The organism is Streptomyces tatrensis (assembly GCF_049310065.1).
Lineage (GTDB): Bacteria > Actinomycetota > Actinomycetes > Streptomycetales > Streptomycetaceae > Streptomyces.
Genome location: NZ_JBMDLB010000005.1, coordinates 172,126 through 198,476, shown reverse-complemented (window position 1 = coordinate 198,476; position 26,351 = coordinate 172,126). Strand labels below are relative to the sequence as shown.

27 protein-coding genes are annotated in these 26,351 nt (G+C 68.5%); 16 read left to right on the top strand and 11 right to left on the bottom strand.

From position 1 onward, the window contains the following. Positions 1-34 precede the first annotated feature (34 nt). The 10 genes from ACODT5_RS02480 (at position 35) to ACODT5_RS02435 (ending at position 9,461) form a co-directional block, all read left to right on the top strand. Positions 35-883 (top strand): 5'-3' exonuclease, encoded by an 849-nt coding sequence (locus ACODT5_RS02480; protein ID WP_422517494.1) that lies wholly within the window; start codon positions 35-37, stop codon positions 881-883. Then, on the top strand, positions 880-2,178 hold the full coding sequence (locus tag ACODT5_RS02475; protein WP_422517493.1) for an MFS transporter: 1,299 nt from the start codon (positions 880-882) through the stop codon (positions 2,176-2,178). Before ACODT5_RS02480 ends, ACODT5_RS02475 begins: the two co-directional genes overlap by 4 nt. Positions 2,179-2,195: 17 nt before the next feature. After that, positions 2,196-3,113: an NUDIX hydrolase gene (locus ACODT5_RS02470; RefSeq protein ID WP_422517492.1), complete on the top strand. Its 918-nt coding sequence runs from the start codon at positions 2,196-2,198 to the stop codon at positions 3,111-3,113. A gap of 59 nt (positions 3,114-3,172) precedes the next feature. Further along, on the top strand, positions 3,173-4,456 hold the full coding sequence (locus ACODT5_RS02465; RefSeq protein WP_422517491.1) for a protein-L-isoaspartate O-methyltransferase family protein: 1,284 nt from the start codon (positions 3,173-3,175) through the stop codon (positions 4,454-4,456). Further along, positions 4,453-5,007, top strand: coding sequence for an HIT family protein (locus tag ACODT5_RS02460; protein WP_422517490.1), 555 nt, complete (start codon positions 4,453-4,455; stop codon positions 5,005-5,007). Before ACODT5_RS02465 ends, ACODT5_RS02460 begins: the two co-directional genes overlap by 4 nt. 101 nt (positions 5,008-5,108) lie before the next feature. Further along, positions 5,109-5,522: a GFA family protein gene (locus ACODT5_RS02455; RefSeq protein ID WP_422517489.1), complete on the top strand. Its 414-nt coding sequence runs from the start codon at positions 5,109-5,111 to the stop codon at positions 5,520-5,522. Positions 5,523-5,582: 60 nt separating this feature from the next. Next, a complete protein-coding gene (locus tag ACODT5_RS02450) occupies positions 5,583-6,389 on the top strand; it encodes a class I SAM-dependent methyltransferase (protein WP_422517488.1) in 807 nt (268 codons plus the stop codon). Further along, positions 6,386-7,771 (top strand): NUDIX domain-containing protein, encoded by a 1,386-nt coding sequence (locus ACODT5_RS02445; protein ID WP_422517487.1) that lies wholly within the window; start codon positions 6,386-6,388, stop codon positions 7,769-7,771. Before ACODT5_RS02450 ends, ACODT5_RS02445 begins: the two co-directional genes overlap by 4 nt. 39 nt (positions 7,772-7,810) lie before the next feature. Continuing rightward, positions 7,811-8,290 (top strand): GNAT family N-acetyltransferase, encoded by a 480-nt coding sequence (locus ACODT5_RS02440; protein ID WP_422517486.1) that lies wholly within the window; start codon positions 7,811-7,813, stop codon positions 8,288-8,290. Between the two features lie 355 nt (positions 8,291-8,645). Next, positions 8,646-9,461 (top strand): IS5 family transposase, encoded by an 816-nt coding sequence (locus tag ACODT5_RS02435; RefSeq protein ID WP_422517629.1) that lies wholly within the window; start codon positions 8,646-8,648, stop codon positions 9,459-9,461. Between the two features lie 22 nt (positions 9,462-9,483). Here ACODT5_RS02435 and ACODT5_RS02430 read toward each other — a convergent pair whose 3' ends face one another. The 5 genes from ACODT5_RS02430 to ACODT5_RS02410 form a co-directional block, all read right to left on the bottom strand. Then, on the bottom strand, positions 9,484-10,773 hold the full coding sequence (locus ACODT5_RS02430; protein WP_422517485.1) for an MFS transporter: 1,290 nt from the start codon (positions 10,771-10,773) through the stop codon (positions 9,484-9,486). A 168-nt stretch (positions 10,774-10,941) separates the two neighbouring features. Then, a complete protein-coding gene (locus ACODT5_RS02425) occupies positions 10,942-11,514 on the bottom strand; it encodes a DUF6262 family protein (RefSeq protein WP_422517484.1) in 573 nt (190 codons plus the stop codon). After that, positions 11,511-11,750 carry a hypothetical protein gene (locus tag ACODT5_RS02420; RefSeq protein WP_422517483.1) on the bottom strand — a complete coding sequence of 80 codons (240 nt, stop codon included), beginning with the start codon at positions 11,748-11,750 and terminating at the stop codon, positions 11,511-11,513. Before ACODT5_RS02420 ends, ACODT5_RS02425 begins: the two co-directional genes overlap by 4 nt. A 171-nt stretch (positions 11,751-11,921) precedes the next feature. After that, on the bottom strand, positions 11,922-12,665 hold the full coding sequence (locus tag ACODT5_RS02415) for an IS6 family transposase (protein WP_422517456.1): 744 nt from the start codon (positions 12,663-12,665) through the stop codon (positions 11,922-11,924). 104 nt (positions 12,666-12,769) lie between these two features. Further along, complete coding sequence (locus ACODT5_RS02410) at positions 12,770-15,235, bottom strand: hypothetical protein (RefSeq protein ID WP_422517482.1); 2,466 nt, start codon at positions 15,233-15,235, stop codon at positions 12,770-12,772. 577 nt (positions 15,236-15,812) lie between these two features. Between ACODT5_RS02410 and ACODT5_RS02405 the strand changes: the two genes are divergently transcribed. Then, positions 15,813-16,412, top strand: a complete 600-nt coding sequence (locus ACODT5_RS02405) for a hypothetical protein (RefSeq protein WP_422517481.1) — start codon at positions 15,813-15,815, stop codon at positions 16,410-16,412. A 572-nt stretch (positions 16,413-16,984) separates the two neighbouring features. On the opposite strand, the gene ACODT5_RS02400 is transcribed toward ACODT5_RS02405, so the two are convergent. The 3 genes from ACODT5_RS02400 to ACODT5_RS02390 form a co-directional block, all read right to left on the bottom strand. Then, positions 16,985-17,428 carry a hypothetical protein gene (locus ACODT5_RS02400; RefSeq protein WP_422517480.1) on the bottom strand — a complete coding sequence of 148 codons (444 nt, stop codon included), beginning with the start codon at positions 17,426-17,428 and terminating at the stop codon, positions 16,985-16,987. A gap of 578 nt (positions 17,429-18,006) precedes the next feature. Beyond that, on the bottom strand, positions 18,007-18,909 hold the full coding sequence (locus ACODT5_RS02395) for an AAA family ATPase (protein ID WP_422517479.1): 903 nt from the start codon (positions 18,907-18,909) through the stop codon (positions 18,007-18,009). 1,204 nt (positions 18,910-20,113) lie between these two features. Next, positions 20,114-20,335, bottom strand: coding sequence for an IS3 family transposase (locus ACODT5_RS02390; protein WP_422517478.1), 222 nt, complete (start codon positions 20,333-20,335; stop codon positions 20,114-20,116). A 77-nt stretch (positions 20,336-20,412) separates the two neighbouring features. On the opposite strand from ACODT5_RS02390, the gene ACODT5_RS02385 reads away from it, so the two are divergent. Next, positions 20,413-20,685, top strand: a complete 273-nt coding sequence (locus tag ACODT5_RS02385; RefSeq protein ID WP_422517628.1) for a DUF5372 family protein — start codon at positions 20,413-20,415, stop codon at positions 20,683-20,685. A 196-nt stretch (positions 20,686-20,881) separates the two neighbouring features. On the opposite strand, the gene ACODT5_RS02380 is transcribed toward ACODT5_RS02385, so the two are convergent. Then, complete coding sequence (locus ACODT5_RS02380) at positions 20,882-21,625, bottom strand: IS6 family transposase (RefSeq protein WP_422517420.1); 744 nt, start codon at positions 21,623-21,625, stop codon at positions 20,882-20,884. A 44-nt stretch (positions 21,626-21,669) separates the two neighbouring features. Between ACODT5_RS02380 and ACODT5_RS02375 the strand changes: the two genes are divergently transcribed. Further along, positions 21,670-22,044, top strand: coding sequence for an ExeA family protein (locus tag ACODT5_RS02375; protein ID WP_422517477.1), 375 nt, complete (start codon positions 21,670-21,672; stop codon positions 22,042-22,044). Between the two features lie 120 nt (positions 22,045-22,164). Beyond that, entirely contained in the window at positions 22,165-22,431 is a 267-nt protein-coding gene (locus tag ACODT5_RS02370; RefSeq protein ID WP_422517476.1) for a hypothetical protein, read from the top strand. A 9-nt stretch (positions 22,432-22,440) separates the two neighbouring features. Here ACODT5_RS02370 and ACODT5_RS02365 read toward each other — a convergent pair whose 3' ends face one another. Beyond that, positions 22,441-22,644, bottom strand: coding sequence for a helix-turn-helix domain-containing protein (locus ACODT5_RS02365; protein WP_422517475.1), 204 nt, complete (start codon positions 22,642-22,644; stop codon positions 22,441-22,443). A 514-nt stretch (positions 22,645-23,158) separates the two neighbouring features. On the opposite strand from ACODT5_RS02365, the gene ACODT5_RS02360 reads away from it, so the two are divergent. After that, entirely contained in the window at positions 23,159-23,716 is a 558-nt protein-coding gene (locus ACODT5_RS02360; protein WP_422517474.1) for a hypothetical protein, read from the top strand. A 23-nt stretch (positions 23,717-23,739) separates the two neighbouring features. Here ACODT5_RS02360 and ACODT5_RS02355 read toward each other — a convergent pair whose 3' ends face one another. Then, entirely contained in the window at positions 23,740-25,146 is a 1,407-nt protein-coding gene (locus ACODT5_RS02355) for a DUF2637 domain-containing protein (protein WP_422517473.1), read from the bottom strand. A gap of 387 nt (positions 25,147-25,533) precedes the next feature. On the opposite strand from ACODT5_RS02355, the gene ACODT5_RS02350 reads away from it, so the two are divergent. Beyond that, complete coding sequence (locus ACODT5_RS02350) at positions 25,534-26,253, top strand: prepilin peptidase (protein ID WP_422517472.1); 720 nt, start codon at positions 25,534-25,536, stop codon at positions 26,251-26,253. Positions 26,254-26,351 lie beyond the last annotated feature (98 nt).

Below are 26,351 nucleotides of genomic sequence, written 5' to 3'. Positions count from 1 at the left end.
GGCGCCTCGGATGCCCGGAGGCACCATCATGGCCATGCCCGCGCCCACACCGCTCCTGCTCGTCGACGGCCACCATCTCCTCTACCGGTCGCATTTCGGCTTTCTAAAGCGCTTCTGGGCTGTGGACGGCACCGATGTGACTGGCGCGTTCGGGTTCGTGGCGCTCCTGCGGAAGGCACACCGGGAGCACTGCGCCGGCCATGAGGTCTTGGTGGTCTTCGACGCCGAGGACGGTGCAGGCGGCCGGGTCCAGGTTGATGCCGGGTACAAGGCGAACCGGTCTGACGCCGACCACAGCCCGATCCAGGCCCTGGCGCCGCTGAAGGAGATGCTCGACCAGGGCGGGGTGCGGTGGCTGGAATGGCCCGGCGCCGAGGGCGACGACGTGCTGGCCACGATCGCCACCCGCGAGGCCGCCGTCGGCCGTGCCGTGGTGGTGCTCTCGGGAGACCGGGACCTCTACAGCCTGCTCGCCGCGGACCGGGTCCAGATCCTCAACCCGCAGGCCCCGCCCGGCCGCGAGTTCATCACCGCCCGTGCTGTCACCGACCGGTACGGGGTGACGCCGGCTCAGTGGGCCGACTTCCGGGCCCTGACCGGGGACCCGGCCGACAACCTTCCCGGGGTTGCCGGGGTGGGACCGGTGACCGCCGCCCGGCTCCTGACCGGCGGCCGCCACCTCGAAGACCTCCCCGCCACCGCGCCGGGCCACCTGGCCAAGCCACTGCTCCGGATCCGGGAGACCTGGGAGAACGTCCTGCGCGAACGGTCCCTCCTGCGCCTGAACAGCGAGGTCCCGATCCCGCACGACTCCGTCACCGGGACGGCCACGCCCGAACTGATCGCGCCCGCGGTGCTGATGAAGGCGGCCGGCCTGTGGTGAACACGCCCCCGGCGGCCCTCACCCCGATGGCCGCCAAGGTGTCCCTGCGGGGCCACCGGTCCTTCCGCGCCTATCTGACCGGCGAGAGCGCGAGCCTGGTCGGAACGGCCGTGCACGGCGTCGCGCTGCCGACGCTCGCGATCCTCCACCTCAAGGCCACCCCAGGGCAGATCTCGCTCCTCGCCTTCCTCGCCCAGCTACCCACCTTCGTGCTCGCGCTGCCGGCCGGGGCGGTCATCGACCGGCACGACAAGAAGACGGTGCTGGTCGTCACCAATCTCGTGGCGGCCGCAGTGGTCGCGGTCATCCCGGCCACCGCGGTCCTGGGAACGCTGTCCATGCCCGTGCTGTACTGCGTTGCCGTAGCGCTGGGGGCCGTGACGGTGCTGCACCAGGCCGCGGCCATCGCCATCGTCCCCCAGCTCGTCGAACCCGGGCTGCTGCAGCAGGCCAACTCGCGGATCGGGGCCGCGTTCGGCGCCGCCGACACCGCCGGCACCTACCTGGGGACCGCCGTGGTCGCCCTCGTCGGAGCCGGCAGGGCCTTCGCCCTGGACTCCGCCTCCTACCTGCTCTCGGCATGGTGCGCGACCCGGATCCGTACCGCGCCCGCACCGCCGTCCACCAGGGCGCGGCGGAGGATGGCCGTCGAGATCTGGGAGGGCCTGGTGTACGTGGCCCGCACCCCGCTCGTGAGGCCGCTCGTGCTGTGCCTCGGCGGCACCGGCTTTGGTTCGGCGCTGACCTCGACCTTCTGGGCCTTCCATCTCCTGACGACGGTGAAGACCGGCACGACCGGGCTCGGGGTGATCATGGGGGTGTCCGGCGCCGGATGCCTAGTTGGGGCGCTCGCCGCACCGAGGATCGTCCGCCGGTTCGGGCCCGGACGGGTCCTGGTCGCCGGCTTCGCGATGTACCCGCTGATGAGCGTGCCGCTCCTGTTCGCCGGGCCCGGCCCGATCTGGCTGCTGGTCCTAGCGGTCGCGGGCGGTCTCCAGCTCGCGGCGGCCGCCTGCGCGGGCACCACCCAGCGCTCGGTACGCCAGCAGATCTGTCCCCCCGAGCTGCAGGCACGTGCCCAGCAGACCTCCACCTGGCTCGTCACCGGCAGCCGCCCCTTCGCCGCCCTCACCGCGGGCGCCCTGGCCGCCGCGACCAACGTGTGGACGGTCCTGCTGGCCGGAGCACTCGTGCTCGCCGTGCCCGCGCTCGTCCTGTGGCGCTCACCGGTCTCCCGCCTCACCACGATGCCGGTCCCCGCGTCCACCGCGCCCGCCGGCGCCACTCGCCCCTGATCTTGAGGAGTCCGACCATGACGATCCTGTCCACCGAGCCGCGCGGCACCGCAGCCCTTCTCGTGAACGCTGCCGGCCAGTACCTCCTGCATCTGCGGGACGCCAACAAGCCGTACATCTGTGACCCGGGGACGTGGTCCATCCCGGGCGGTGACCGCGAGGGCGAGGAAACCTGCCGCCAGGCAGTCGAACGCGAGCTCCTCGAGGAGACCGGCCTGAACGTCCAGCTGGAGCCCCTCACCGTCGTCGACGCCCACGTGCCGACCGGCGACAAGGGCCAGATCCAGGTGTACATCGGCGCCTGGGACGGTGACGACAGCAGCCTGCCGTGCCCCGAAGGGATCATGTTCAAGTGGTTTCCCGCCGAGACCACGGCCTTCCTGACCATGTGCCCGTGGACGGCCGAGGTCATCGCCCTGCACCAGAAGACCGCCCCCGTCCCGGCCCCCCGATCGGCGAGCGGGCCCGCACGAGCAGGGAGGAGCGGGACCCGGCTCAACGTGATCGGCGTCCACCTTTTCCTCGAGCGCCCGGACGGCCGGATCCTCCTCGGCCGGCGCCACCCCGATGTCGCCTTCGCCGGCGACCACTTCCACTTCCTGGCCGGCCACTTGGAGACCGAGGGCGCCAAGTCCGGGCTGATCCGGGAGGCCGAGGAAGAAGCCGGCCTCACCATCGCCCCCGGGGATCTCGAACTGATCCACACCGTCCACATGCTCGACGAGGGCGAAAACACAGATGGGCAGCCGAGGCTCGGTCTCGTTTTCCGTGCCCGCACCTGGTCGGGCACGCCGGAGGTACGGGAGCCGGACAAGTGCGTGGAGTGGATCTGGGCCGACCCGTCCCAGCTGCCTGAGCCGATGGTCAGCTACACGCAGGTCGCCATCGAGGCGATCGGCCGCGGTGAGACGTACACCGAGCTCGGCTGGTCGTGACCCGCAGATCTGCCGCGCGCCGCACCGTCCCTGTCCCCGGATGCCGAGGAGATCTCCCTTTGTCTGAACAGCCTCTTGCCGACGGCCTCACCGCAGCAGTGCCCCGCCAACTCCCCAGCCCTGAACCGGATCCGGCGGCCGCCCGGGCCGCGATGGTCGCCCGCCTCGAAGAGGAAGGGGCCCTGTACGCGGGGCCTGTGCGCGATGTCCTGCTGGACCTCTCGCGCGAGGGCCTCATGCCGCAGGGTTACGTCCGTCGTACCGGTTTGGACGAGCTTCCCGTGCAGTGGCAGTTGCTGGACTGGTCGGTGCCCGCGGACCGGGTGGAGCACCTCGACGCTCTGCACTGCGGGGAGAGCGTCTTGATCCAGCACGACGGCGAGCCCATCCTCGGGCGGGAGGCCGGTGTGCGGCGGACGGGCGGCACGATGACGTCGATGTCCAGCGGTATGTTCATGACCGCGGTGCTGATGGAACAGCTGGCTCTCCGGCCGGGGTTACGGGTCGCGGACGTCGGGACGGGCCCCGCGGTGACGTGCGCGATCGCCGCCCGGATCTGCGGCGACCAGCACGTGGTCTCCACCGACCGGGATCCGTACGTCACCGAAGCCGCCCGCCACCACCTCGCCGCTCTCGGCCTGCATCCGACGCTGGTCACCGGCGACGGCGAGGCCGGCTGGCCGGCGCTGGCTCCCTTCGACCGGATCTTCGCCTCCTACTCCCTCGCCCGCGTTCCGGCGCCATGGCTGGAGCAGCTGGCACCGGGTGGCACGGCCCTGCTCCACCTGACCACCGGCTCCCCGTCGTGGCCGGGGCTGGCCGTCGTTTCCAGGGATCCGGCCGGGCGCACCGCCGGTGAGTTCCGGCCCGTCCGTTACGGGCACCGGGCCGGGCACGGCCTGGATTGGATCTTCCTCAAGAAGCCTTTCCGGGACCGGATCGAGGCACGCGACGGTGGCACCGTCTCCCAGAGCCGCAAGGCCCTGCCGCCGGACACCGCGCGCGGGTTCTGGTTGGCGTTGAACTTTCTCCACCCGGGGCTGGTGCGGAAGGGGGGAACGGACGACCTCATCATCGGTGCGCCCGCGTGCGGATCCTGGGTGACCGCCTACCCGGGCAGCACGGGCGGCTGGGAGGTCACCTCGGCCGGGCCCCGGGATATCTGGGAGGAGATCCAGCAGACGGCTGCCCGCTGGCAGGCCGCCGGCGGCCCCACCACCTACCGGCTCCACTTCGAAGGCGACGGACAGCAGTGGCTCGGCGCCGGATCCGGCCGTCACGAACTGTCCTGGACCCTGCCCACCGCCGACACCTCGGCGGCAACGTCTCAGGGGGCCCGATGACGAGCTCTTCCACGCCCGCAGGACCGCCGGAGCTCGCCGTCGGCCGCTGGCCGGAGCAGTTCGAGGAGCACATGGCCGGGATCGGCTGCCCGATGTGCGGCAACGACTTCGCCGCCGAGGACATCGAGTGGGGAATCCTGCTGCGCCGCGGCGAGGTCGCGAACGCCTACCTATGGCGGTCCGGTCAGATCCGCGGCTACTGCGTCCTGATCTACCGGGACGGTCACGTCGCCGAACCCACCCAGCTTCCGGACGCGGCAGCGGCCGCCTTCGCCCGGGAGACCCTGGCCCTCGGCCGTGCCATCGAGGCCCACTACCGGCCTCTGAAGACCAACTACTGCACCCTCGGTAACGTCTTGCCCCATTTGCACACGCATGTGATCCCGCGGTACGCGGCGGGGATCGACCCCAGCCCGGGCGGGCCCCTGCCTTTCATGTTCCTCGACGAAGGCCGCCAGCCGGAGGAACAACTCCAGCACGACGCGGCCCATCTCCGCTTGCTCCTCGACCCGGCAACCGGCCTCACCCGCCGCGATACGAACTCGGGATGAGAGCGGCAAGTGCCGCGACGCCCCGAAGCCATGCACCTCACACGCTCACGCCATACCCGTTCATCCCGCTCAGCGCGGCACATCGAGAAGAGAGTCGACACATGACCACCACCATCAGGGCCACTACTCGGACCGGGCGCTGTCAGTGCCGGGACATCGAGTTCACGGTCACCGGCGAGCCCGATTACGTCCATACCTGCAGTTGTAACCACTGCCAGGTCCTGTCCGGCGGCCCGATGATGGCCTGGGTGTCCTTCCCCCTGGATGGCATGAAGTGGACCGGCGCCGGAGGCGAGCCTTCCTGGCACTACACGTGGCCGGACTCCCGCCGAGGATTCTGTCCGAGGTGCGGGAGCCAGCTCTGCGCGCTCGATGACGGCGCGGACAGCATCGCGATCACGCTCTCCGCGCTCGGCAATCCGGCGGATCTTCTCCCGGTCAACCAGAGCCACCGTGAGGACGCGGTGCCGTGGCTGGCGCAGGTCCCCGACAGCCGCCCCGGCCTCCATGCCTGATCACCGCCCTGCCGTGACGGCTCGCTCGCGGCCCGTTCCCACCGTCCCGATCGGAGACGCATGGCCTTGTTCGACTCGGTAGCTGACGACTACCACCGGTACCGGCCCGGCGTGCCGGACGACGTGGTGCAGCTCTTGGCCGGCATCTTGGCCGGGGTGGTTGAGCCCACGGTGGTGGACCTCGGCGCGGGCACCGGCCAGGTCGCCCTCGCGCTCCTCCCCGCCCTGCCTCCCTCCGCACGCCTCGACCTCGTGGATCAGGACAAGGGCATGCTCAGCGCGGCGATGGAGGCCTTGCGCCCGCACCTCGGCGAGCGCACCGCGGTCCCGCACGCCGTTCGGGCCGAGGAGTTCGCTCCGGCGCCCCCGGGCTACCGGGCGGATCTGGTCACCTGCTGCAGGTCGTTCCACTGGATGGACCGGCCAGCGGTGCTGGCCATGGCCGACCGGGTGACCACCCGCACGGCGGCGTTCGCGCTCCTGGGTGACGGAAGTCTGTGGACCCATCAGGCGGACTGGACGGCCGCGCTGAAGGAGCTGATCCAGACGCACCTCGGCGAAGGCCGCCGCGCGGGTACCACCGGGGCCTACTCGGGGCCCGGACGCCGGTATGAGGACGACCTGGCCGACTCCGCATTCAGCGACGTCACCGAGCAGCGCTTTCCGTTCACCCGGACGTGGACCCCGGCCGGTGTGATCGGGTACCTGCGCTCCACCAGCTTCGCCCGGCCCGACCTCTTCCCCGACCACGCCCGATTCGAGGAGCAGGCCCTGGAACTCCTCGAGGCGCATGCCCAAGACGGCCCGCTGAACGAGGAGTCCGTCTTCACCGTGCTCGTCGCCCGCCGGCCGAAGGCCGCACGGTGAGCGGCGGCCCGCGGCACACCGTGCCGGTCGACGTCCACCTCATCCTGCGCCGTGACGGCGAGGACGGCCCGGAGGTACTGCTGTCGCGCCGTGCCGGTCCCGTGTACGCGACGGAGCTCTTCCACTGCCCGTCGGGACATCTCGATCCTGGCGAGGACATGGTGGTGGCCGTCATCAGGGAGGCCCGCGAGGAGACCGGGGTCCTCATCGATCCTGAGGACGTGACCGTGGCCGTGATCGTCCATCACCGGCCGCCGGTCGGTGCCGGGAGCCGTTTCGGCGTGTTCTTCGAGGTCCGCCGGTGGTCGGGACAGCCGGCCGTGATGGAGCCGGACCGGTGCGACGACATGGGCTGGTACCCGCTGGAGGGCGGGCTGCCGGAGCCGATGGTGGCGTACTGCCGGGCCGGCCTGGACGCCTACCGTGCCGGCCTGCCCGCCGCCGTCCACTTCCAGGAACCGGGCGACCCGATCCCCTACGCCCCCCAGGGGCCCGACCGCACCCTTCTCCTGCCCGGCCCGCCGGTCGGCGGACCCGGACTCCCCCACCAGCTGCGGGAGTTCGCCGAGCGGGCCGTGGGCCGGATCACCAGAGCTGAGGACGTTTCCTGGGTACGGACCGGGAGCAGGGTCTGGCGGATCACCGGCGCCGGCGGCGGTATCTGGTACCTCAAACGGCACCGGGGGGCCAAGTTCCATGATCGGGAGGTGGCCGCGCTCCGGGCGTGGGCGCCGGTACTCGGCGCGCAGGCCCCGCGGCTAGTCGCGGCCGACAGCCAGGCGCAGGCGATCGTTGTCACGGCTCTCACCGGCCGGCCGCTGCACGGCATGGCCCTGGACCCGGCGACCGAGGCACAAATCCAGCACGGTCTGGGCCGGCTGGCCGCCTCCCTGCACGGCGCCGCTCCCGCGCAGCCCGCCGGCCCTTCCCCGGCGCTGGGCAAGATCGAGCGGCACCTGAAAGCGGCCGGACCGTACCTGGCCGTCGGCGACGAGGACCTGGTCCTCGCTCTGGCCCGCTCGTACGCGGACCTGCCCGCGCCTCTCGCGGTGCCGACACACGGGGACCTGCAGTACCGCAACGTCCTGATCGGCGACGACGGAGGGCTGCGACTGCTGGATTTCGAGCGCTCCGAGTACGCCTCCGACACCCGGGACATGGTGCGGCTCTCCGACACCTGGGCCGGCAGAGGCGACCTGCGGGCGGCGTTTCTGGACGGGTACGGCCGGCTGCTCGACGCGGACGAGGAGCTGCGCCTGGACTGCGAGGCGGCCTTCGACGCGGTCTCCGGCATCGCCTACGGCATGTCGCACGGCGACCCCGAGGTCACCGAACGAGGACGCCGGACCCTGCTGCGCCTCCACACCGCCCGCCACCGCTAACCCGCGACCGGAGCCCTGCTTTCGAGGAAGGAACACGGTATGTCCCAGCCCCGCCTGGCCACACCCGCCGACGCGGCGGAGATCTCCCGCCTGCGCTCGGAGAACATCCTGTCCGAGCCCCTGGACCCGCTCTGGCTGGACCGATGCACAGACCAGCTCGCCGTACGCCTCGTATCCGGAGGCGACGCGCGCGCCTACGTGGTCGACGCCCCCGATGACCGCCTGGCCAGCTGCGCCCTCGGTCTCGTCCACAAGGTCCTGCCTGCCCCCAAGTACCCCAAGGGGCTTGCCGTACGGATCCATGCGGTGGCCACCGACCTCGAGTACCGGCGCCGTGGCCACGCCAAGGCCGCGCTCACCGCGCTCCTGGATCATCTGGAAGACGAGGGGGTCACCCTGTACGAGCTCTACGCGAACGAGGACTCCGCCCCGCTCTACGAGGGGCTCGGCTTCGCGAGTGATCCCATGCGGATGCGGATGACCCGTTTCGCCGCCCCGCTCGACGGGAGGACGTCGTGAGCGGCACTGCTTGGTTGCCTCCGGAGGAGTTCGCCGCGACGCTCTCCCTTATCTAGGGCTGTCAAGCTTTCTTGCTGATCAGAGACGTACTGGTCGATCAGTTACGTAAGGCACGTTGAGGGGCGTCCGATCGCCGGTGCGGTCTGTCTGGGCTCTGTCGGTCGAGCCTGGAGCTCGCTTTGGTCCATGAGGCTGGACGTGGCGAAGGCCCCGGCTGCCTGCGGTTCAAGCTGCCGGGGCCCTGCATCTGTTGCCCGGACTTTCCCGCGGCAGCAGCCCTGCCCCTTAGAACTCCTAACAAAATGATCTTCGAGGTGGTTGGATCACTCTGGGACTGTTGATCCGCGGGTATGGGGTGGCTCGGCCGAAGCCGTGGTATGTCGATGACGAGTTGTGGGCGATGGTCGAGCCACTGTTGCCCAAAGTCGAGCGCCGAACTCGGCACCCGGGGCGCAAGCGGCATCCGGACCGGCTTGTGTTCCAGGGCATCCTGTTCGTTCTGCACACCGGGATCGCCTGGGAACACCTGCCGCAGGAACTCGGCTTCAGCTCGGGCATGACCTGCTGGCGCCGCCTGGCCGAGTGGACCGAGGCAGGTGTATGGCCCCGACTGCACGAGGCCCTCCTCGCCGAACTCCGCAGCGCGAACGCGCTGGACTTCTCCCGGGCGGCCGTCGACGGCTCCCACATCCGGGCGTTAAAGGGGGGGTCTAAGACGGGACGAAGCCCTGTCGACCGGGGCAGGACGGGCAGTAAGCACCACCTGATCACCGACGCTACCGGCATCCCGCTCGCCGCCACCTTGACCGGCGGCAACCGCAACGACGTCACCCAGCTCATTCCACTGCTCCAGGCCGTGCCTCCCGTGCGCGGCAAGCGCGGCCGACCCCGGCGCCGTCCGGACATCGTGCTCGGCGACCGCGGCTACGACCACGACAAGTACCGCCGTCTCGTTTGGGATCTCGGTGTGAAGCCGGTGATCGCCCGCCGCGGCGCTGCGCACGGTTCCGGCTTGGGGACTCAACGGTGGGTGGTCGAGCGTGCGTTCGCCCACTTGCACTGGTTCCGCCGACTTCGGATCCGCTGGGAGAAACGCGATGACATCCACGAAGCGTTCCTCATCCTCGGCTGTGCTCTGATCTGTTGGCGGCGCCTGAAATCGGTGCGATAGCACTTCCGAGCGGCGGTTGCGGTCAGCGGCGCCTCAGTCCCGTTCGGTCGTTTCGGAGCGGGCTCGAGGCCAGACCTGTGAGCCCCACACCGACGAGCATGACGGCACAGGCGACAACGGTGACGGTGGCGCCTTGCAGGTCGACGAGCGCGCCAAGCACGTTGTTCATCAACAACAGGGCCACGCTCTGCACAAGTACCAGAACCGCCTGGATTCGCGACAAGTGCGAGTCGGGTGATGACGCAAGGACCAGCGGCGCGATGTGCGCGGAGAAGGTCCCGTTGCCGATTCCGATTACCAGGCCGCCGGCGATGGCTACGGTCGCGCTGGGGGAGAGACCGAGCGCGAGCACGCCCACACCCGCAAGGATCAGCGCGCTCGCCGCCATCAGACCAGGCCGCCCCAGCGGGCCGCGCTTCACCACCAGCAGGGTGACCGCCACCATGCCCACGCCCTGCGCTCCAAACACCAGCCCGGCGGCTCCCGCGCCCCACTCCTCCTCGCGTGCAAGCAGGGGGACCAGCAGAGACAGCACGGGCAGCAGGAAACCGGCCGCTGCCCCAGTGAGCCACAGTCCCGGGCGCAGCACCGGATGGGAGAAGGCCACCTTCACCCCGCTCAAGGCTTCCTTCAGGAGACCGTCCGTCTTCGGAGACGGAGGCACGTCGTGCTGGGGGCGGACGGCGATCAGGACAACCAGAGTGAAGGCGAACGTGACCGCGTTGACGAAAGCGGCGCCCGCGAACCCGGCCAGACCGACCAGCACGCCGGCCAGCGGACCGCCTCCCATGTTGATCACCTGGCCGCCTACCTGCCTGAGGGACAACGCACGAGGCAACTGAGCCTTGGCCACCAACCGGCGGGGCATAGACCCTGAGGCTGGGAGATAGAACGCGTCGACGACACCGACCGCAACGCCTGTTGCAATGAGCAACAAGGGCGTGGCCCCCAGGGAGTAGGCGACAGCCGCGAGAGCGAGCGAGAAGATCAGCATTGCCGCGTCGCCGGTGATCAGCACGCGGCGTGCGCTGACGCGGTCGCTGACCGCCCCTCCGACGAGGAGGAGCAGGACGCGGGGCAGCGTGATCGCGCTCAGGGCCAGCGCGGCGATGCTCCCGCCATACTCGCTGGCTGCCCAGCCGAGGGCGAAGTAGAAGACCGAATTACCCACGAGCGACACCAGGATGCCGACGAGCCACAACGTGTACGCCCGAGGCAGCCGGTCCTGGCCATGCCTCTCGTCACACACCTCGGGAACCGGGGCGACACCGGCTTCCAAAGTCTCCTCGGCCACCTCATCACTGGCCGCCATTGGGTCCCCCGATTGATCCGACGATGACGATGATCACGGAGCGACAGTGCCACACGGCACTGACATTCAGGCCCACTCGTCGTGGTGCCCGCTGCGGGGAAAGCTGCTGTACACCGCCGGAGAATTGCTCGCTCTGGTCAACCTCCAGGTCTATTTCGTTAGGAGTTCTTACTCTGCCGGCCGGTTCTGGTCCCGCATCATGTTCCGCAGAGCTGTGCGAGCCGCAATCAGATCGTCTTGTGCCTCATCCAGCGTCCGCTGTAGCGCAACTCGTTCGGCGGCCAGAGCCTCCAGCGCCTGGTCTCGCTCCTGGACGTGTTCGACCAGCTCATGCACTCGGGCCACCAGTTCCGCAGAGCCCGCCTGGTCGATTTGTTGCCCCAGACTCCGTTCGACCGCGGCCCTGAGCCGGTCACGTTCCTCGCGGACCGCCCGCAGCTCAGCGCGGGCCAGCTCCAGGTCGGTGGCCAGGCTCGCCGAGCTCGCGCTGGCGCCTTCAGTGCGCCGGCGTGACGTTTCCCCGGCCTGCCCCTTGCGGGCCTGCTCGATGTACTCCCGGACACCCTCGGCATAGACCAGCCAGTTCGAGACGCCGGCGGCCTTCGCCACCCCGAGGAAGCTGATCGGCTCCCCGTTCGCCTTCATCTGGTCCACCACCGCGAACACCCTCGTCCGCTTGTCGCGGCTGTCCTTGCGACGCGCCTCCAGCAGAACCTGGGCGGGCGTCCGGGACTCGGTCATGCCACTCCACCCGCCCGCCGGGGGACCACCGGCATCGGCAGGGCAACGGGGCTTGGGGCGGTGGAGGAGGCCCGCAGCCGACGCAGGACCCGGCTGGCTTCTTCCACCTCGGCGCGTTCTTCGTCCGACATGCCCTCCATTTTGTCTCTCATTTTCATGATCACCTTCTGGTAGTCGCTGATCTCGCCCGCCATGCCCGTGATCGTGTAGTCGGCCGCCCCGATGGCCTCAGCCATTTCCTTGTTCGTCTTCAGCGTCCTGACGTGATCCTCGATGGCAGGCAGGTGAGAGGGATCGGGCCGAAACGACGGGCAGCCCGAGCACTGGAAACGGCGTCGTCAACTTGGTGGGGTGTTGAACGGTCAGTTCCGGATCAGGACGTGTCAGCCGGCGATACCCGTCCGAAGTCAGCCGATGGTGGGCACGCCGGTGACCGTGTTCCAGACGGTGAAGCGGTGAGCCATCTCCTGTCGGTAGTCACGGGCTGTCATCAGGTGGCGGCGGGGCCGGAAGTGGGGCGAGATGAAGCTGAATGCCCCCAGGAAGCGTTGCGCGGCTCCGGCGGAACGGAAGTACTTCATTGACCGTTCTCGCTCGCGGGTGGGTTGGTGGGAGTTCTCGGCCCGGTTGTTCAAGCCCTTGTGCGAGCGGTGCTCGACCGAGGGCATCGTCTCGCGCAGGGCCGCCCCGTAGGAGCGGAGCTTGTCGGTGACCACCACCCGGGGTACCGAGGCGGTCTTCTTGCGCAGCTTCTTGAAGAACCGCCTGGCCGCAGCCGCATCCCGGCGGGACTGGACCAGGATGTCCAGGACGTTGCCGTCGGCGTCGACGGCCCGCCACAGGTACTTGCGCTCGCCGCGGATCCTGATGAAGACCTCGTCCAGGTGCCACTTGTCGTCCGGGGCCGGGCGGCGGTGCCGCAGCCCCCGGGCGTACTCGGGGCCGAAGGTGATCGACCACTGCCGGATCGTCTCGTGGGTGACCTCGATCCCGCGCTCGAGCATCAGCTCCTCGATGTCGCGCAGGCTCAGGGTGAACCGGTGGTACAGCCACACGCAGTGACCGATGATGTCCGCGGGATAGCGGTAGCCCCGGTACGACGGTGTCTCCACGAACGACCCCTCCCCAGCGGCGATCAACCTGATGATCATGCCGGAGGGAGGGTCCCCCGCTCAACCTGACAACGCCAATAGGCAGGCCCCGGAGGTGTTCCAGGGCCGCAGGCTCCCGGCCCTCCGCTCTCACTCCTCGCCGTTCATCCCACGCCCACGAGTTCGCCGGAGGCTACGTGGATCGTGTCACCGGGCAGCGGCCGAGCAGCGAGGCCGGAGAGGACAGCGGACCATCTGGGCTCCGGAGGGCCCGGATCTGTTGGCTGGGACCGGGCTACGTCCGCGAGCAGTCCGTCCAGGAGGTCCCGCGCTGCTCCCGCACGGGCCTTGTGTTCCTCGCTCGCGACAGCTGCCTGCCGTTCCGCGTCCGTCGAGTACAGGTGAGTGCGGCGTTCCGCGGCCCACCGGACCTGCCGGGCCGCCCGCTGCGCGATTGATCCCGCTTCCAGCCGGTGGAGAGCCCGCTGGGTGCGCTCCGCGAGGATCTTGCGTAGTGCTGAGAGCCGGGCGAAAGTGACAACGGCTGGATCCCGCAGGACCTCGCCCGCAGCGGCAGCGTCAGCGGTGGCCAGAGTGTCCGCCTCGATCTGCGCAGACAAGTCCCGTACGGCCTGGAGGTCGGTGAAGTCAGCCCGCATCGCGACCGCGACGTCCACGGCCTGCCGCAGCACCCGTGCCACGCCCCGATCGGCGGTGCAGGCCAGACAGAGCCCACCGGCGTCCGGGATGCCACAGTCCGCGCAGGGCTGTCCGGCCCAGGCCGTGTGCTCGGCGGCGATCTCGGCTCGCCGCCGTTCCACGACCTCCATCCGCAGCCCCTTCTCCGCCAGGCCCCGTTCGCGACGGAGCTCAGCCATCACGATCTGGTGCTGGACAGCCAGGTTCAACCGACGATCCACCTCGGCGCGCTGCTCCCCCGGCGACAGGCCGACCGCCTCTGCAACGACTTCGGCGCGAATCCGCGCTCGGAGGTCCCGCCGGTCCCCCGTGATCGTCGCGCAGCTGGCACAGGGCAGACCGGTGTCCATCCGCACTTCGTTGTCGCACAGCACCGACCAGCAACCGACCCGCTGTGGCAGGGCCCGCTTGAGGATCCACGCCACGGGATCAGCCACCGGCCGCCCGAACAGCTCGCCCAACCGCACCTCGAAGCGAGCCGCGAGAACCCGCTCAGCGCGATCGGCGCCAACCAGATCCCTGATCCGCTCGAGCTCGGAACGAACCCGCGAGGCCATCCACCGCTGCGTACTGGGCTTTCCCAGACGCGCCCACAAGAAGCCCACCGGAGCGAGAGCCAGTGTCAGATCGCGTGGAACGGCCACCGCGGTCTGACCAACCAGCCAAGCAGGCAGAAGTGATGAACCTGCCCCTCGCACAGAAGATGCCGGCTTCTCCCCGCGCAGCGGGCACTCAGCAACCGCCCCGCTATCCGCGGCCGTCGATGGGTCGTCGACTTCCGGCTGACTCTCGCCCGCACTCGCGCGGTCCGGCAGCGGACCGCAACCCGAGACGGCAGAGCCGGAAAAACCATCCAGATACCCGTCAGAAGAACCTACGTTAGCAACCAACTGCGGGTGAGTGGTGTGGAGCAGGGCACCATCGCCGCCACCGTCCACATCCGCCACAAGCCCGTCCACCCCAGCAGCCCCAAGGGATTCAGGCATCGCATTCGCCCCGCCAAGATCCAAATGATCCCTGAGTGCACCAGAAACGTCGCCTTCAGCAGCCCTCAGCACGTCGTCGAACGATTCCTGAACGAAGCCTTCCCCCGACAACTCCCCCACCCGGTCCGAGCCTGCGGCCACGCAGTGATCACAGTGGACACAACCGATCGGCACGGAAGGCGAAGTAGCGTCGGGAAGTCCAGACCGCGACGGCTCTGGTGCTGCGTCCCGCGTGGGACGGTGGGCCAGCGCGACGGCCGGCACGACCAGGCGCTCCCGGTTGAGAACCCCGTCGATCTGAAGAAGCTTGGCGGCCTCCAGGCTCTGGACGACCCGCTGAGCAACGGGAAGCGAACTCCCGAGCTGGCGCGCAACCGTAGCTGCGGCGCGCCCGAACCCGGCGGTCACCGATCCCGGCGCCATCACCACTCGCCCGTTGGGGCGGGTCTGCAGCACAAGAAGGAACAACGCGAGACGCTCCGTGCCCGCCCCCTTGCCCCGTCGGCCAGCAAGCAGCCCCGGAGGTGTCTCCGGCTTATCGTCCTTCGCAGGCCAACCCGGCCCAAACACCGCCTCCGCCAGACGCAACAGCGTCGCCAGTTCCGGCTGCGACAACGACAACGGGTCACCGGGACCCTCAGCGCGGCCGCGCTCCAACGACATGAGCGTCAACTCAAGACCATCAACCTGCCCGTCGGCGTCCTTCGTCGGACGAGAGCGCACCACACTCGCGCTCCGGAGAGCAGGCAGCACAACGTGGTCGACGTACGACTCCGAACAACCCAACCAGGCCGCCAAGTCCCTCGCACGGATTCGAACACCCGCCGCCGCCGCCGGCGCCTTCGCCAGCAGCAGCACCGCAGCCAGACGCACCGCATCCAGGGCACCAGACAACGCCGGATCAGCGAGCACCGCGCGTACAGCGGTGAGCAGCCGCGTGCGCATAGCCCAGCCCAATTGCAGGGGACGCCCGGGTCCAGCGGGCAGAATCGGTCCAGCCGCGTGGCGGTACACGGTACGGGGTCCAAAACGCCGACCGGTGGAAGGGGACTTCGGTGATTGGGCATGCGGGCGCGGGGCGCGGGGTGGCCTTGTACCCGGGGACGGCAAGACAAAGCCACCCCTCGGGTTGCTGGTGATGATCTTCTCCGAGCGCGAAGGGTGAAGGCGAAACACCGAGAGCGTGCTTCCCTCCGACAAGCTGACAACAGGGGGAGAGCGGGCTCGTTCGTGGCTGCAGTAGGTCGCGGCCGCCCGATGGATCAGGCGGACTGGTACCTGGAGACCAGGCGAAGTGGCCACGCGCCTGAGTGGCGTGAGAGGAACTCGCTGTGGGCTTGGTCCACGAGGCCTAGGCAGACGCAGTTCGGTGTGTGCGCCCCGGTTGTAGCTGCTCGATGGGAAACCGGTCGATACTGGGCCAAAGATCGTTTCATGAGATACCAGTCCTGTGCTATTGGGGAGACACGTATAGCCGAGGCTCCAGGTGCTGGAGACGGCTCGGCTGGAGGCTGGTAACCTCATGGGCGGCGAGAAGGGCTACCTAGCCTTTTCTATGGACGGCACCCCCTCTGTTTGCGGCAGAGAGTCGGGTGCCGTTCCGTATTTACGCGGCTATCGAAGCGGCCTCCAGAACCAACTGCGGATCCTGCGCCAGAACCTCATGTGTTTCGGCGAGCCGCTTGCAGACATCTGCGTGCCATGCTCCGACAGGGAGTACCTGCCAGGCCCAGCCCGCGACGAGTGCCTCTTCGCTCAGAGCGAGGAGCTCGTAGTCGTGCTCAATGAGCACGACGCGCGCCGGGAAGGCGACCAGGCGTGTGCGAGGGGAGACCGGATTGTCTGGGGTCTCCTTGATGAGCAGCTCGAGGACTACCTTCATGGCGTCCCAGTCGCGAGAGTTCGCCGTCTCGGTCCGAACACCCTGCTGGGTGTCCCGATTTGTCGAACGTGTGGCTCCGAGTGCGACACCTACCTGTGCCAGTACGACATCACGGGGCTGGAGTTTATCGGCGTGAGGAAGAAGGTCGATGCGGGCGAGATTCTTCAACGTGCCGGCGCTGACTCCAGACCACGACGAGACGGTCCGTTGGGACATGGTTCCGTCAGCGCGCACGGGTGACCGGCGTGGCACGTATTCCCCTCCAAACGAGATCAGCACGAGTTGACCCGGTGTCCGACTTAGTTCTACGGGCGAAATCATACGACCCTCGTGCACCTGGCTTCGCTCAACTTAGCGCGCCGATGGGCCGCGACGTCAACTACCGGCGTGGCGACACGCCGGTAGTTGAGCGAAGCCGGACGGGCATCAATGAAAAACACCTCGTCAGAGCCGTTGAAGCGCGCCGGTGTTGCTGGAGTGTCGGAGATGCGTCCGAGCGGGAGCGTCCCGCGGTCCGTCGCGTTGGGTCGGTCGGGCAACCGGCCGACTAGACGTGAGTGCGCGACCCTCGCGCAGGTAAGCCCGGTTGGGTGCGAGAACGGTCCACTGAGGTGGGCCCCTGTTGATGCCGGAGCGAGAGAGGATTCTGCCCCTACGGGAAGGGGGCGGACGGCGGCGAGGGGTGAGTGGCCCAGCGGCGAGTGTCGCCGGTTGTGTCTCTGTGTCGCGCCTTGTGTCCCAAGCTGTGCGCTTGTGAAAACGCGAAAGGCGGGCCCGTTCTGGGCCCGCCTTCGTCCTAGGACTTCCGGTGTCTAGTCCCCCGAGGAGCGTTCTTGGTTGAGCTGCATGAGGAAGGCCTCGATGATCGCGTTGATCATGTGCCCGTGGAGACCCTTGGTGCCTGCGAGCATCAACTCGTCCTTCATGTCCTCCAGCCAGTCGTCGTTCTCCGTGGTGATGCTGTAGTGGTTGGGGGCCTCGAATCCCGCGTCAGATCCCACGAGTCGATCGCGGAAGTTGTCCGCTGCCTCAATGAACTGGGACGTCGGAAGGCTGCGCATGAAGGCCAGCGCTGCGTCGACGTAGTAGCTCGGGACGAGGTCGCGAAGCTTCAGTAGGCGCTTGTCGTGCACCAGCTGCTTGGTCAGCGTGGCGGTGAGGGTGCTGTGAAGCCGGATGTTCCGGCGTGTGAGCGCCTTCCCGGTGCGGGTGTCCTTGGCGTTACGGTAGCTCGCTGCGAGTTCTTGGTAGGCCACTGGGAGACCGCGCACCTTCTCGGCCAGTGGTGCCGGGAGGTTTGCCGAGAGGCCCCGTCCCATGCCGCTGCCCTGAGTGAAGCTTGGGGTTGCACTGGGGCGCACTGAAACAGACGTGTAGTTCCTTTGTGTCGACCCGACCTTGTCTTCGTCACCCGCACTCGGCTCCTGCAGGGGAGCTGCGGGCATAGCCACAGGAGAGAAATGGAGGACCTGGTGTGCTTCAAGCGGTGATTCTTCTGCCGCTGTCCCCGGGCTAGCCGCTGCGCCGGAGTCGGTGGGCTGCTCTACGCGCGGCGTAGTAGCGGTTGCCGGAGATCCGGCCGCCACGACGTCCTGCTCAGAGCGGGGCGAGATGAACTCGACCTGCGGATTCGGCGCTGCGAGAGTGGCGACGGGGCCGGCGTCGTCAGGTACAGGCGTGCTGTCAGGCTGTGACGCTGCGGAGGTCTGGTCGGTGACGGCAGGAACATCTGCCGGCGGGGCAGCCGCGTTGAGGCCAGCGAGAGTGCCGGACGCTGTCATCTTGTTGAGCCTGTCGAACGCGGTGCCTGCTTTGGCCTTTCGGGCTGCCATGGCTACCGACCACCCGTGTGTGCTTCGTCCTCAGCTTGGATGCGCCAGGCGATGTCCGACGAGTTGACGCCAAGCGTCTCGGCGAGCACATGGGCGAAGTGACCGAAGTCGTCGGGGATGTCTCCCCAGGTCTCGGCGATCCCCTCAAGGTGAGGGACGGTCCCATCGAGGAGGGTCACGGTCGGTAGGCCATTCGGGTGATCCGGGCTGGCGCCCCCGATCAGACCGCGAACGTAATCCTGCGCCCGGCCGTAGCTGGTGCGGTTCGGGAAGGTTCGTGCGAGGACGACCTTGAGGTCTACGGGCTCCCCCATCTCCGCGAGGAGGGCGAACGTCGTTGTCAGCTGAACGACGTCACCGACGTACTGCTGGGTAGGCACGAGGCCCTTCTTGGTCAGGCTCCACGCCATCTTGAGGACGCCCTTGTCGGTGGGGCCGACGTCGATGATCAGGTGCTTGAAGCCGCGGGCCATCAGGTCGTTCACGAACTTGGGCATTGTTGCACCGGATGCAGAGCCGGAGTATCCCACCACCGTCACGAGCCCCGGCCAACTGTCGCCGGCAGTGGCTTGCCACTTAAGGCACGTCTTGTTGGTCTCGTCCGCGTCCACGAGGAGAACTGGTTCACCTGTCAACGCGAGAATCAGCGCGACATAGACGGAGAGGGTCGTCTTCATGACGCCGCCCTTGGCGTTCCCCATGGTCAGGCGAACGCCGTCCGGTGTGTTCAGGGCAGCGACAACGGCGGTCTGCAGAGGCTCGGGCAGGCTCTTCACGAGCTCTGCTACCTCGGGCGAAAGGTCGGCCGGAAGTGTGAGGGGCAGGCGAGCTGCCTGAGCGGGAATCAGAGGAGAGGGCGCCTCTGTGGATTGGTGGACCGTGGTGGGTGTGATCTGACCGGTCATGTCTGTCTGGTACCTGCTCTTGCGTTGGCGAGTGACTACCTGTACCCCGCCTGGAGTGACCTTGGGGGGCGACTCCCCGTCTATGCGCGCGCCCTTGAGTCTCAATTTGCGGTGAGTCCCGAAGCTCCTAGGTAGGCTCCGCGGTCGCAGGGGATGCTGCGTCCGCGAGGCTGTTGTTCCCGGGAGCGGTAGGCAGTCAAGGTCTCGCGGTAGCGCAAACGGTGGCGGGTTGTAACCGCTTCCTCTTCAAAGCGGCGGGGCCACGCTAGCAGAGAGAGACTATGTCTTGCGTGTAGGCGCGGGGTTGAGTGACCCGCGTCCGCGTTGAGTTGAGACCTCGCGATCTGTGCGAGTTCCAGCGGGGTAGCGGTTGTGAAGTGGAAGCAGGGGCCTGGAGGGTGTCGATCTCGCGGAGGGTGGGGTATTCGCTGGGCCGATTGTGTCCTCGTGTCTCGCCTTGTGTCTCGCCTTGTGTCCCAGGTTGTGTATTTGTGAAATAGCAGGTCAAGTGGTGTATCTTGCGAACTCATTACCTTTCTGGACGATGGGCAGAGGTCGCTAGGGAGGTGAATTTCAGCGGGTCCGGAGACGGCCCCGGGTCGTGGGGGATGCCCAGGAAGAGGCGTGAGTCCGCGGCGAGTGCGGCCATCCGTTGTCCGTCTGCCGTCGAGGCCTGACGGGAGGCCGAAGGGCGAGCAGGGGTCTGTAAAGTTAACGGCTCTGGCTCACATCCGGTGGTGACAGATGGCGACCGAGTTCACCCTCGGTAAAGATTGACCTCGGCAGGCCCTCTCGCCTGGCGGTTCGTCAGTCGGCCTACGGGTATCTGGAGTGAGCTGCCCACGCTCGGCGGACAATCGACGGCCAGGTTGACACTCCGCGTCGGATTCCACTCGGATCCACTGGCCTGCGGACTTCTCGGATCGACGACTTCCCAGGCATGACGTGACACTCCGTCACCGAATGTGAGCCAGAGCCAAGGTAACGGCTCTGTCTCACATCCGGTGGTAACGGACGGTGATGTGGGTAGGCCCATCAGTCGTGAAATCGCAGGTCCGAACGTCGGCGTAGCCGTTCCATGGGCGTCGTCAACTTGGTGGGGTGTTGAACGGTCAGTTCCGGATCAGGACGTGTCAGCCGGCGATACCCGCCCGAAGTCAGCCGATGGTGGGCTGAGGTTCCCCCGCTGGGCGGGAGGTGCTGATTAGCTGGTCAGGGCGGGTTGGCGGGGTTTGAGGTTCGCTTGTTCGGTCGTCGCCTGGTTGGCGTAGTGCTTCTCTTCGAACTCGATGGGGCTGAGGTAGCCGAGGCGTTTCTGGATGCGCCGGGGGTTGTAGAAGCCGTCGATGTACTCGAAGAGCGCGAGGTTGGCCTCGGCCCTCGTTTCGAAGACGCGGCCGCGGACGCATTCGGTCTTGATGAGCATCCAGAGGTTCTCGGCGAGGGCGTTGGCATGAACCGTCGAATGCGCTCGTTCACCGCGTTGACGATGGATGTGTCCGGCTGATCCATCCGTTCCACCCGCGGAACGGTGAGGTCTTTGAGTTCCTCGAGCGGTTGAACTCGTGGCGTGGGGACGTGGTTCTCGTGCTGGACGGGCAGGGCCGGAGGTGCTCGTTCCCGGTGGAATGGACGGATGTCGCGCCGGTGGACGCGTTCGTGGCGATGGCCGGTGCGTGCTGTCCGTTCCGTACCGAGGATCTGCTCGAGCTTGCGGATTTGGTCCAGCACCTGCGGAATCGGGGGCTGGGCGGTGTCGAAGGGATGACGCCGTGAGTGTCGTCGGATTCCGGCCGGAGCGACGGGTGCGCGTGCTCGTGCCTGGGCGCGCGCGGGGGCTCGTTCCACGGCCTGACCTGCTCCTTGTGCTTCTTCGGGGTGGTCGTGCGCTCTTGGGGCGTCGTCAACTTGGTGGGGTGTTGAACGGTCAGTTCCGGATCAGGACGTGTCAGCCGGCGATACCCGTCCGAAGTCAGCCGATGGTGGGCACGCCGGTGACCGTGTTCCAGACGGTGAAGCGGTGAGCCATCTCCTGTCGGTAGTCACGGGCTGTCATCAGGTGGCGGCGGGGCCGGAAGTGGGGCGAGATGAAGCTGAATGCCCCCAGGAAGCGTTGCGCGGCTCCGGCGGAACGGAAGTACTTCATTGACCGTTCTCGCTCGCGGGTGGGTTGGTGGGAGTTCTCGGCCCGGTTGTTCAAGCCCTTGTGCGAGCGGTGCTCGACCGAGGGCATCGTCTCGCGCAGGGCCGCCCCGTAGGAGCGGAGCTTGTCGGTGACCACCACCCGGGGTACCGAGGCGGTCTTCTTGCGCAGCTTCTTGAAGAACCGCCTGGCCGCAGCCGCATCCCGGCGGGACTGGACCAGGATGTCCAGGACGTTGCCGTCGGCGTCGACGGCCCGCCACAGGTACTTGCGCTCGCCGCGGATCCTGATGAAGACCTCGTCCAGGTGCCACTTGTCGTCCGGGGCCGGGCGGCGGTGCCGCAGCCCCCGGGCGTACTCGGGGCCGAAGGTGATCGACCACTGCCGGATCGTCTCGTGGGTGACCTCGATCCCGCGCTCGAGCATCAGCTCCTCGATGTCGCGCAGGCTCAGGGTGAACCGGTGGTACAGCCACACGCAGTGACCGATGATGTCCGCGGGATAGCGGTAGCCCCGGTACGACGATGTCTCCACGAACGACCCCTCCCCAGCGGCGATCAACCTGATGATCATGCCGGAGGGAGGGTCCCCCGCTCAACCTGACAACGCCCGTGAGGATGCTCACGAACCACGACATGGACTCCACCAGCCCGCTGGCCTGCCTCCTCGTCGGGCAGCCCACCTTGCGACGGAACATCAAGCTCGGCATGCTGGCCGCCCTCGACCAGCGGATCGCGATCCGATACAACATGCCGCCCATGACCGGCGAGGAGACCACCAGCTACCTCGCCCACCACCTCGCACTCGCCGGCCGCAGCGACACCCTGTTCTCCGACGACGCGATCACCCTGATCCACGACACCGCCCGCGGCTACCCCCGCGCCGTCAACAACCTCGCCGTTCAGGCTTTGCTCTCCGCCTACGCCGACAACAAGTCCATCGTCGACGAGTCCTCTGCCCGCGCCGCCGTCGCCGAAGTCACCGAGGAATGACCACCCTCGCGAACGGCACGATGAGCATCCCAGTGACACCGTGAGCATCAAACGCCCTGCCGGACGGAGTCCGGCAGGGCATTCTCGTCGCCCCACATGCTCATCGGGAGTGACAACCCCATGCTCATCTTGAACGGCAAGCAACACCAGGAGTTGATGAAGTTCTACGCTGTCGGGATGCCGGGCCCGAAGGTGCTCCGCGGAGAGCACGTAGAGCGGGTAGTCAGCGATCGGACGGGCACCACCTTCGCGCGTGCCGATCTCCAGCTCAGCGCGCCGAAGTTGCGACACGAACGCGGCGATGTCGGCATCGGCTGGCAGACGGGTCTTCCCTGTTGCGGGACGACCGATGAACAGCGATTCATCCATGGTGCAGTCTCCCTCTGAACTGGGAAATCAGGTAATCATCGGACCGCCGGCTCTCGTCCCCGGGGTCCTGATCGCCGTCCAGCGGCCGTCCGTCGAACAGACGGCCAGGCCGTGGCGTGTCAGGTCCTCCAGGTGGCGGTTGATGGTCCGCGGGGTGTAGCCCACCGCCTCGCACAACTCCTGCACCGTGCGCGCCCCGGCCTCGGTCAGACGGATGTAGGTGCGTGCCACATTCCGGCCGAGTGGGGGCGGTTCGGCCGGCGCGGGAATTCGGGGGCTGTCTCGCCGCACAGCAGGCGCCGCCGCCGTGGGCGTTGGGGTAGCGGCCGCACGGTGGCGGACCGGGCGCGGGGTCCGGTTCACGCTGCGACGCCGTCGGCCCTTCTGGCGTTTACTCATCCTCGGCCCTCTTCACCGTGTCCCGACCGCATGTCGAACAGAACGACCGGACTCGCGAAGGGGATCGGGGCGGAAGGGATCTTCACCGGCATGGAGGAGGGCGTTTCGAGTGTCGGCCATGGCCGTCGACGCTGCGGGGCCTCCTTTCCGTTCTGCTCCTCCACGCCGTCGGACGGTGCCGGACCGCCAAGCCTTCATTGGGCTCTACGGCAGGATCGACTCACCGGGCGCGGGCGGCCGGGCCTCCCTTGCATCGGGAACCTCGCGGTGTCAGAGCGCCCGGGTAGTGTCGTGCGACCAGACGGGCGAGACGAGGGCAGGGCGCGCGGTGCATGCAGTGACGGTGATGGCGGGAACCTTGGGCTGGCTCACGGCCATCGCGTTCGGCGCCGTCGGGTACGCCAAGGTGGCAGACCCCGAGCGTCGCTGGGGTTCGCCACTCCCGGGCCCGATGGGCTGGGTCGTTCTCGTGACCGCGAGCCAGTTCGGCCTCCTGCTGATCATGCAGCTGGGCCTGCTCCCCCGCCCCGGCGGTGTGCTCCTGGGCCTGGCCCAGCAGGTGGTGTGGGCGGCTGGGCTCGTCGTGATCGTGCACGTGTTCCGACGGGCGCGGTCCGTCGCGTTCTCCGACCGCGTCCTTTCGCCCGTCATCCCCGAGCTCCTGCCCCACATCGCCGCGATGCAGCGACGAGCGCCCGACGCCGAGACCGATCTGCTGCTGGACCGGGCTCGCAACGCGGTACGCGGCGGCCACGGCCGTGAGGCCCTTCGGTGCCTGAGCGAAGTCTGCGACCGGCTCCAGCAGAGCCTCGCACCGACCGGCGACGACTGGGCCGCCCTTCGCCGGCGGGTCTCCCACCTGTGCTGGATGAACGGCCTGCCCCGCCCCTCCCCCGCCCCGTAAAGCGCCCCGGTCCGCTCCGGGTTCTACCGCACGGACTCGGCCGGACGCAGTCCGGCGTCCTGGCCTCCGGGCTGGCGCCAGTCCAGGTCGAGTTGGTCGGCGCCTTCGCGGACGATGATCGGTCCGTGCGTCTTCTCCAGCTTGTTGTACTGCGTGCGGCCGGACCCTTCCTGCTGGTATCCCGCCCACCGGGCCAGGTTCGGCTTGGTCAGCTCCACCCCGGCCTGCTGGTGGGCCAGGTAGATCCGCTCGGCGCGCTGCCCCTTCGTCTCCCCGGGCGGCGCGACGCCCAGGTCCACGCGGGGCTCCTCCATCTCTCCCCCGGCGGCCTCGTCGTCCTCGGCGTGGTCCGCGGTCTCGGGCTCCTCGCCGGCGCTCTCCCCCGTTCCGGGATCGGCGGCGTCGACGCCCTGGGGTGCGACGGGGTCCCCGCTCTGCGGTTCGGTGACCGGAGCCGGTACCGGGCCGGACCGCGGCGTGAGCTTGGCGAGGCCGGGCTCGGCGTGTTCTTCGCGCGCGGCCGGGATCGGGGCGACAGCCTCAACGGCGGGCTGCGAAGCCGGCTCTGGAGCCAGCGGCACGAACTGCTCCAGCACCACCGCGCGCGCCTGGACGGCGTCGGCCACGGGTGCGGGCGTGGCGGGAAGGTTCTGCGGCGCGAGAGCCGGCGTCGCCTCCAGGACGGCGGCCGAGCCCTGAGGGGCGAGTGCCGGCGACTGCACCGGGGCGAGCGCCTGGACCGGGGCTTCGTCACGCATCGGCTCGACGACCAGCGCGTCGGTGGTCCCGCGTTCGACGGCGATGCCGAGGCGGGCCTGGCGCAGCGGGCGCAGCTGCGCGCTCGTCGCCTTCCTCCGCCAGCCGCGTCCGTACTCGGCCCTCAGGTCCTGGCGGAGCAGCATCCTCTCCTGGTACCGCTGCAGGGCGAGGGCGTACGAGCGGATCTCCCACAGCTTCATGTCCCGCCATATGGAGAACGTCGCCGCCGGGGAGAGGAACCAGCGGGACAGCCGTATGGAGTCCATGTGCTGGTCGAGCTCGATGGAGGTGGCCTTGGCGATCGCGTTGCGCATCGCCTCGGTCACCGCGATGAACAGCAACGGGATCGTGGCGTGCATCGCGGAGCCGAGCACGTCCGGCCACGAGCTGGCCGCGTTGAAGGTGATGGTCGCGGCCGTCAGCAGCCAGGCTATGTAGCGCAGCAGCGGATACTTCAGGTTGATCGACGTCAGGGCCAGGTCCAGGGCCAGCAGCACCGCGATTCCGAGGTCCACCGCGAGCGGGAAGGCCGGCGCGAAGGAACCGAAGCCCTTCTCCTCCGCCAGCGCGCGCACCGCGGTGTAGGAGCCGACGAAGCCCACCCCCGCGATCACGGTCGACCCGAACCCGATGGCACCGAACAGCGCCTTGCGTCCCCTCGTCCACCGCACCCCGGCGGGCCTCGCAGCCGCATCGGGCGACGGGGGCGGCTGAAGACTTGTGCTGCTCGACCCAGCGGTCATTGATCGTACTTCCCTCTCGTCGAGTCCGTGCGCAGGCGCGCATCACACATAGAGGTGCGATCAACGCCTCGGGTGTGACACCGGATCGACGCCCCCTCGTATTCAAGCCACCCCGGCGACTCTGAACGGTACGAGGGATGAAGTCTGCGAACCACCCCCTTTTGCCTCACGTTACCCTGTGCCACCTGCTGGTTTGTACTGAAGATCACGATCTGCCCCACCCCGGCGGCAACCCCGGGCGACTTCGTTACGCTTCAGTTGTCCAGCTTTCGAGCTGGCTGAAATCAGCTACCTCAGATCGCCTGGAGAGCCCAGATGTACGTGGTCACCGTCGTCGCGCTCCTCTCGGGCCTCGCCGCCGGCGCAGCCGCCCGGCCGCTGATCTTCGCCCGCGCCGTCCCCAGCGGCGAGCCGAACCGGCGGACCTGCCCCTCCTGCGACGCCGACTACCTCTCCCCCGGCCTCCGCGTCCGACTCCGGGCGACGACCGGCCGATGCCCGTCCTGCAAGGCGAAGGCCGGTCCGGCAGCCTGGCTCCCCGAACTCCTCACCGGAGCGACCTTCGCCGCGCTCGCCGCCACCGGCGCCACCGGCTGGATCGGCGCAGCGCAGTACTGGCTCCTCGCCTGCGGCGCGACCCTGGCCCTCATCGACCTCGCCGTCCACCGCCTGCCCAACGTCCTGACACTGCCCGCGTCCGCGGGCACCATTCTGCTGATCAACGGAGCGGCGCTCGCCGGAGAATCCGGCAGCCTCTGGCGCGCCCTCGCCGGAGCCGCGGCCGTCACCGCGGTCTACCTCTTCACCCGGGCCGGTGGAGGCGACATCAAGTTGGCGCCAGCAGTCGGAGCGCTCCTGGGCTGGTCGAGCTGGACCGCCGTCCTCTGGGGCACCATCGCCGGCTTCTTCCTCGGCGCCGCCTCCGGCCTCACCCTCATGCTGCTCGGGAGAGCCACCAGAAAGACCGAACTCGCCTTCGGCCCCTACATGATCCTCGGAGCCCTCACAGTCTCCGCCTTCAGCAAAGGCGCCTGACACCACAACGCCGATGGGGCTGCACGACAGAGCGGGGCTGCGCGTGAGCTTCAGACACGGCAGCTGTAGTTCGTGAGGTGTAGGGCGTCGTCGCTGGT

What these genes read in the sequence shown, in the direction of transcription:
- ACODT5_RS02415 (WP_422517456.1), bottom strand. Translation starts at nt 12,665, where the DNA reads ATGATCATCAGGTTGATCGCCGCTGGGGAGGGGTCGTTCGTGGAGACA.
- ACODT5_RS02370 (WP_422517476.1), top strand. Translation starts at nt 22,165, where the DNA reads ATGCTCATCTTGAACGGCAAGCAACACCAGGAGTTGATGAAGTTCTAC.
- ACODT5_RS02455 (WP_422517489.1), top strand. Translation starts at nt 5,109, where the DNA reads ATGACCACCACCATCAGGGCCACTACTCGGACCGGGCGCTGTCAGTGC.
- ACODT5_RS02430 (WP_422517485.1), bottom strand. Translation starts at nt 10,773, where the DNA reads ATGGCGGCCAGTGATGAGGTGGCCGAGGAGACTTTGGAAGCCGGTGTC.
- ACODT5_RS02375 (WP_422517477.1), top strand. Translation starts at nt 21,670, where the DNA reads ATGCTCACGAACCACGACATGGACTCCACCAGCCCGCTGGCCTGCCTC.
- ACODT5_RS02380 (WP_422517420.1), bottom strand. Translation starts at nt 21,625, where the DNA reads ATGATCATCAGGTTGATCGCCGCTGGGGAGGGGTCGTTCGTGGAGACA.
- ACODT5_RS02425 (WP_422517484.1), bottom strand. Translation starts at nt 11,514, where the DNA reads ATGACCGAGTCCCGGACGCCCGCCCAGGTTCTGCTGGAGGCGCGTCGC.
- ACODT5_RS02470 (WP_422517492.1), top strand. Translation starts at nt 2,196, where the DNA reads ATGACGATCCTGTCCACCGAGCCGCGCGGCACCGCAGCCCTTCTCGTG.
- ACODT5_RS02405 (WP_422517481.1), top strand. Translation starts at nt 15,813, where the DNA reads ATGGGCGGCGAGAAGGGCTACCTAGCCTTTTCTATGGACGGCACCCCC.
- ACODT5_RS02410 (WP_422517482.1), bottom strand. Translation starts at nt 15,235, where the DNA reads ATGCGCACGCGGCTGCTCACCGCTGTACGCGCGGTGCTCGCTGATCCG.
- ACODT5_RS02450 (WP_422517488.1), top strand. Translation starts at nt 5,583, where the DNA reads ATGGCCTTGTTCGACTCGGTAGCTGACGACTACCACCGGTACCGGCCC.
- ACODT5_RS02460 (WP_422517490.1), top strand. Translation starts at nt 4,453, where the DNA reads ATGACGAGCTCTTCCACGCCCGCAGGACCGCCGGAGCTCGCCGTCGGC.
- ACODT5_RS02420 (WP_422517483.1), bottom strand. Translation starts at nt 11,750, where the DNA reads ATGGCTGAGGCCATCGGGGCGGCCGACTACACGATCACGGGCATGGCG.
- ACODT5_RS02395 (WP_422517479.1), bottom strand. Translation starts at nt 18,909, where the DNA reads ATGACCGGTCAGATCACACCCACCACGGTCCACCAATCCACAGAGGCG.
- ACODT5_RS02480 (WP_422517494.1), top strand. Translation starts at nt 35, where the DNA reads ATGCCCGCGCCCACACCGCTCCTGCTCGTCGACGGCCACCATCTCCTC.
- ACODT5_RS02350 (WP_422517472.1), top strand. Translation starts at nt 25,534, where the DNA reads ATGTACGTGGTCACCGTCGTCGCGCTCCTCTCGGGCCTCGCCGCCGGC.
- ACODT5_RS02440 (WP_422517486.1), top strand. Translation starts at nt 7,811, where the DNA reads ATGTCCCAGCCCCGCCTGGCCACACCCGCCGACGCGGCGGAGATCTCC.
- ACODT5_RS02360 (WP_422517474.1), top strand. Translation starts at nt 23,159, where the DNA reads ATGGCGGGAACCTTGGGCTGGCTCACGGCCATCGCGTTCGGCGCCGTC.
- ACODT5_RS02390 (WP_422517478.1), bottom strand. Translation starts at nt 20,335, where the DNA reads ATGCTCATCAAGACCGAATGCGTCCGCGGCCGCGTCTTCGAAACGAGG.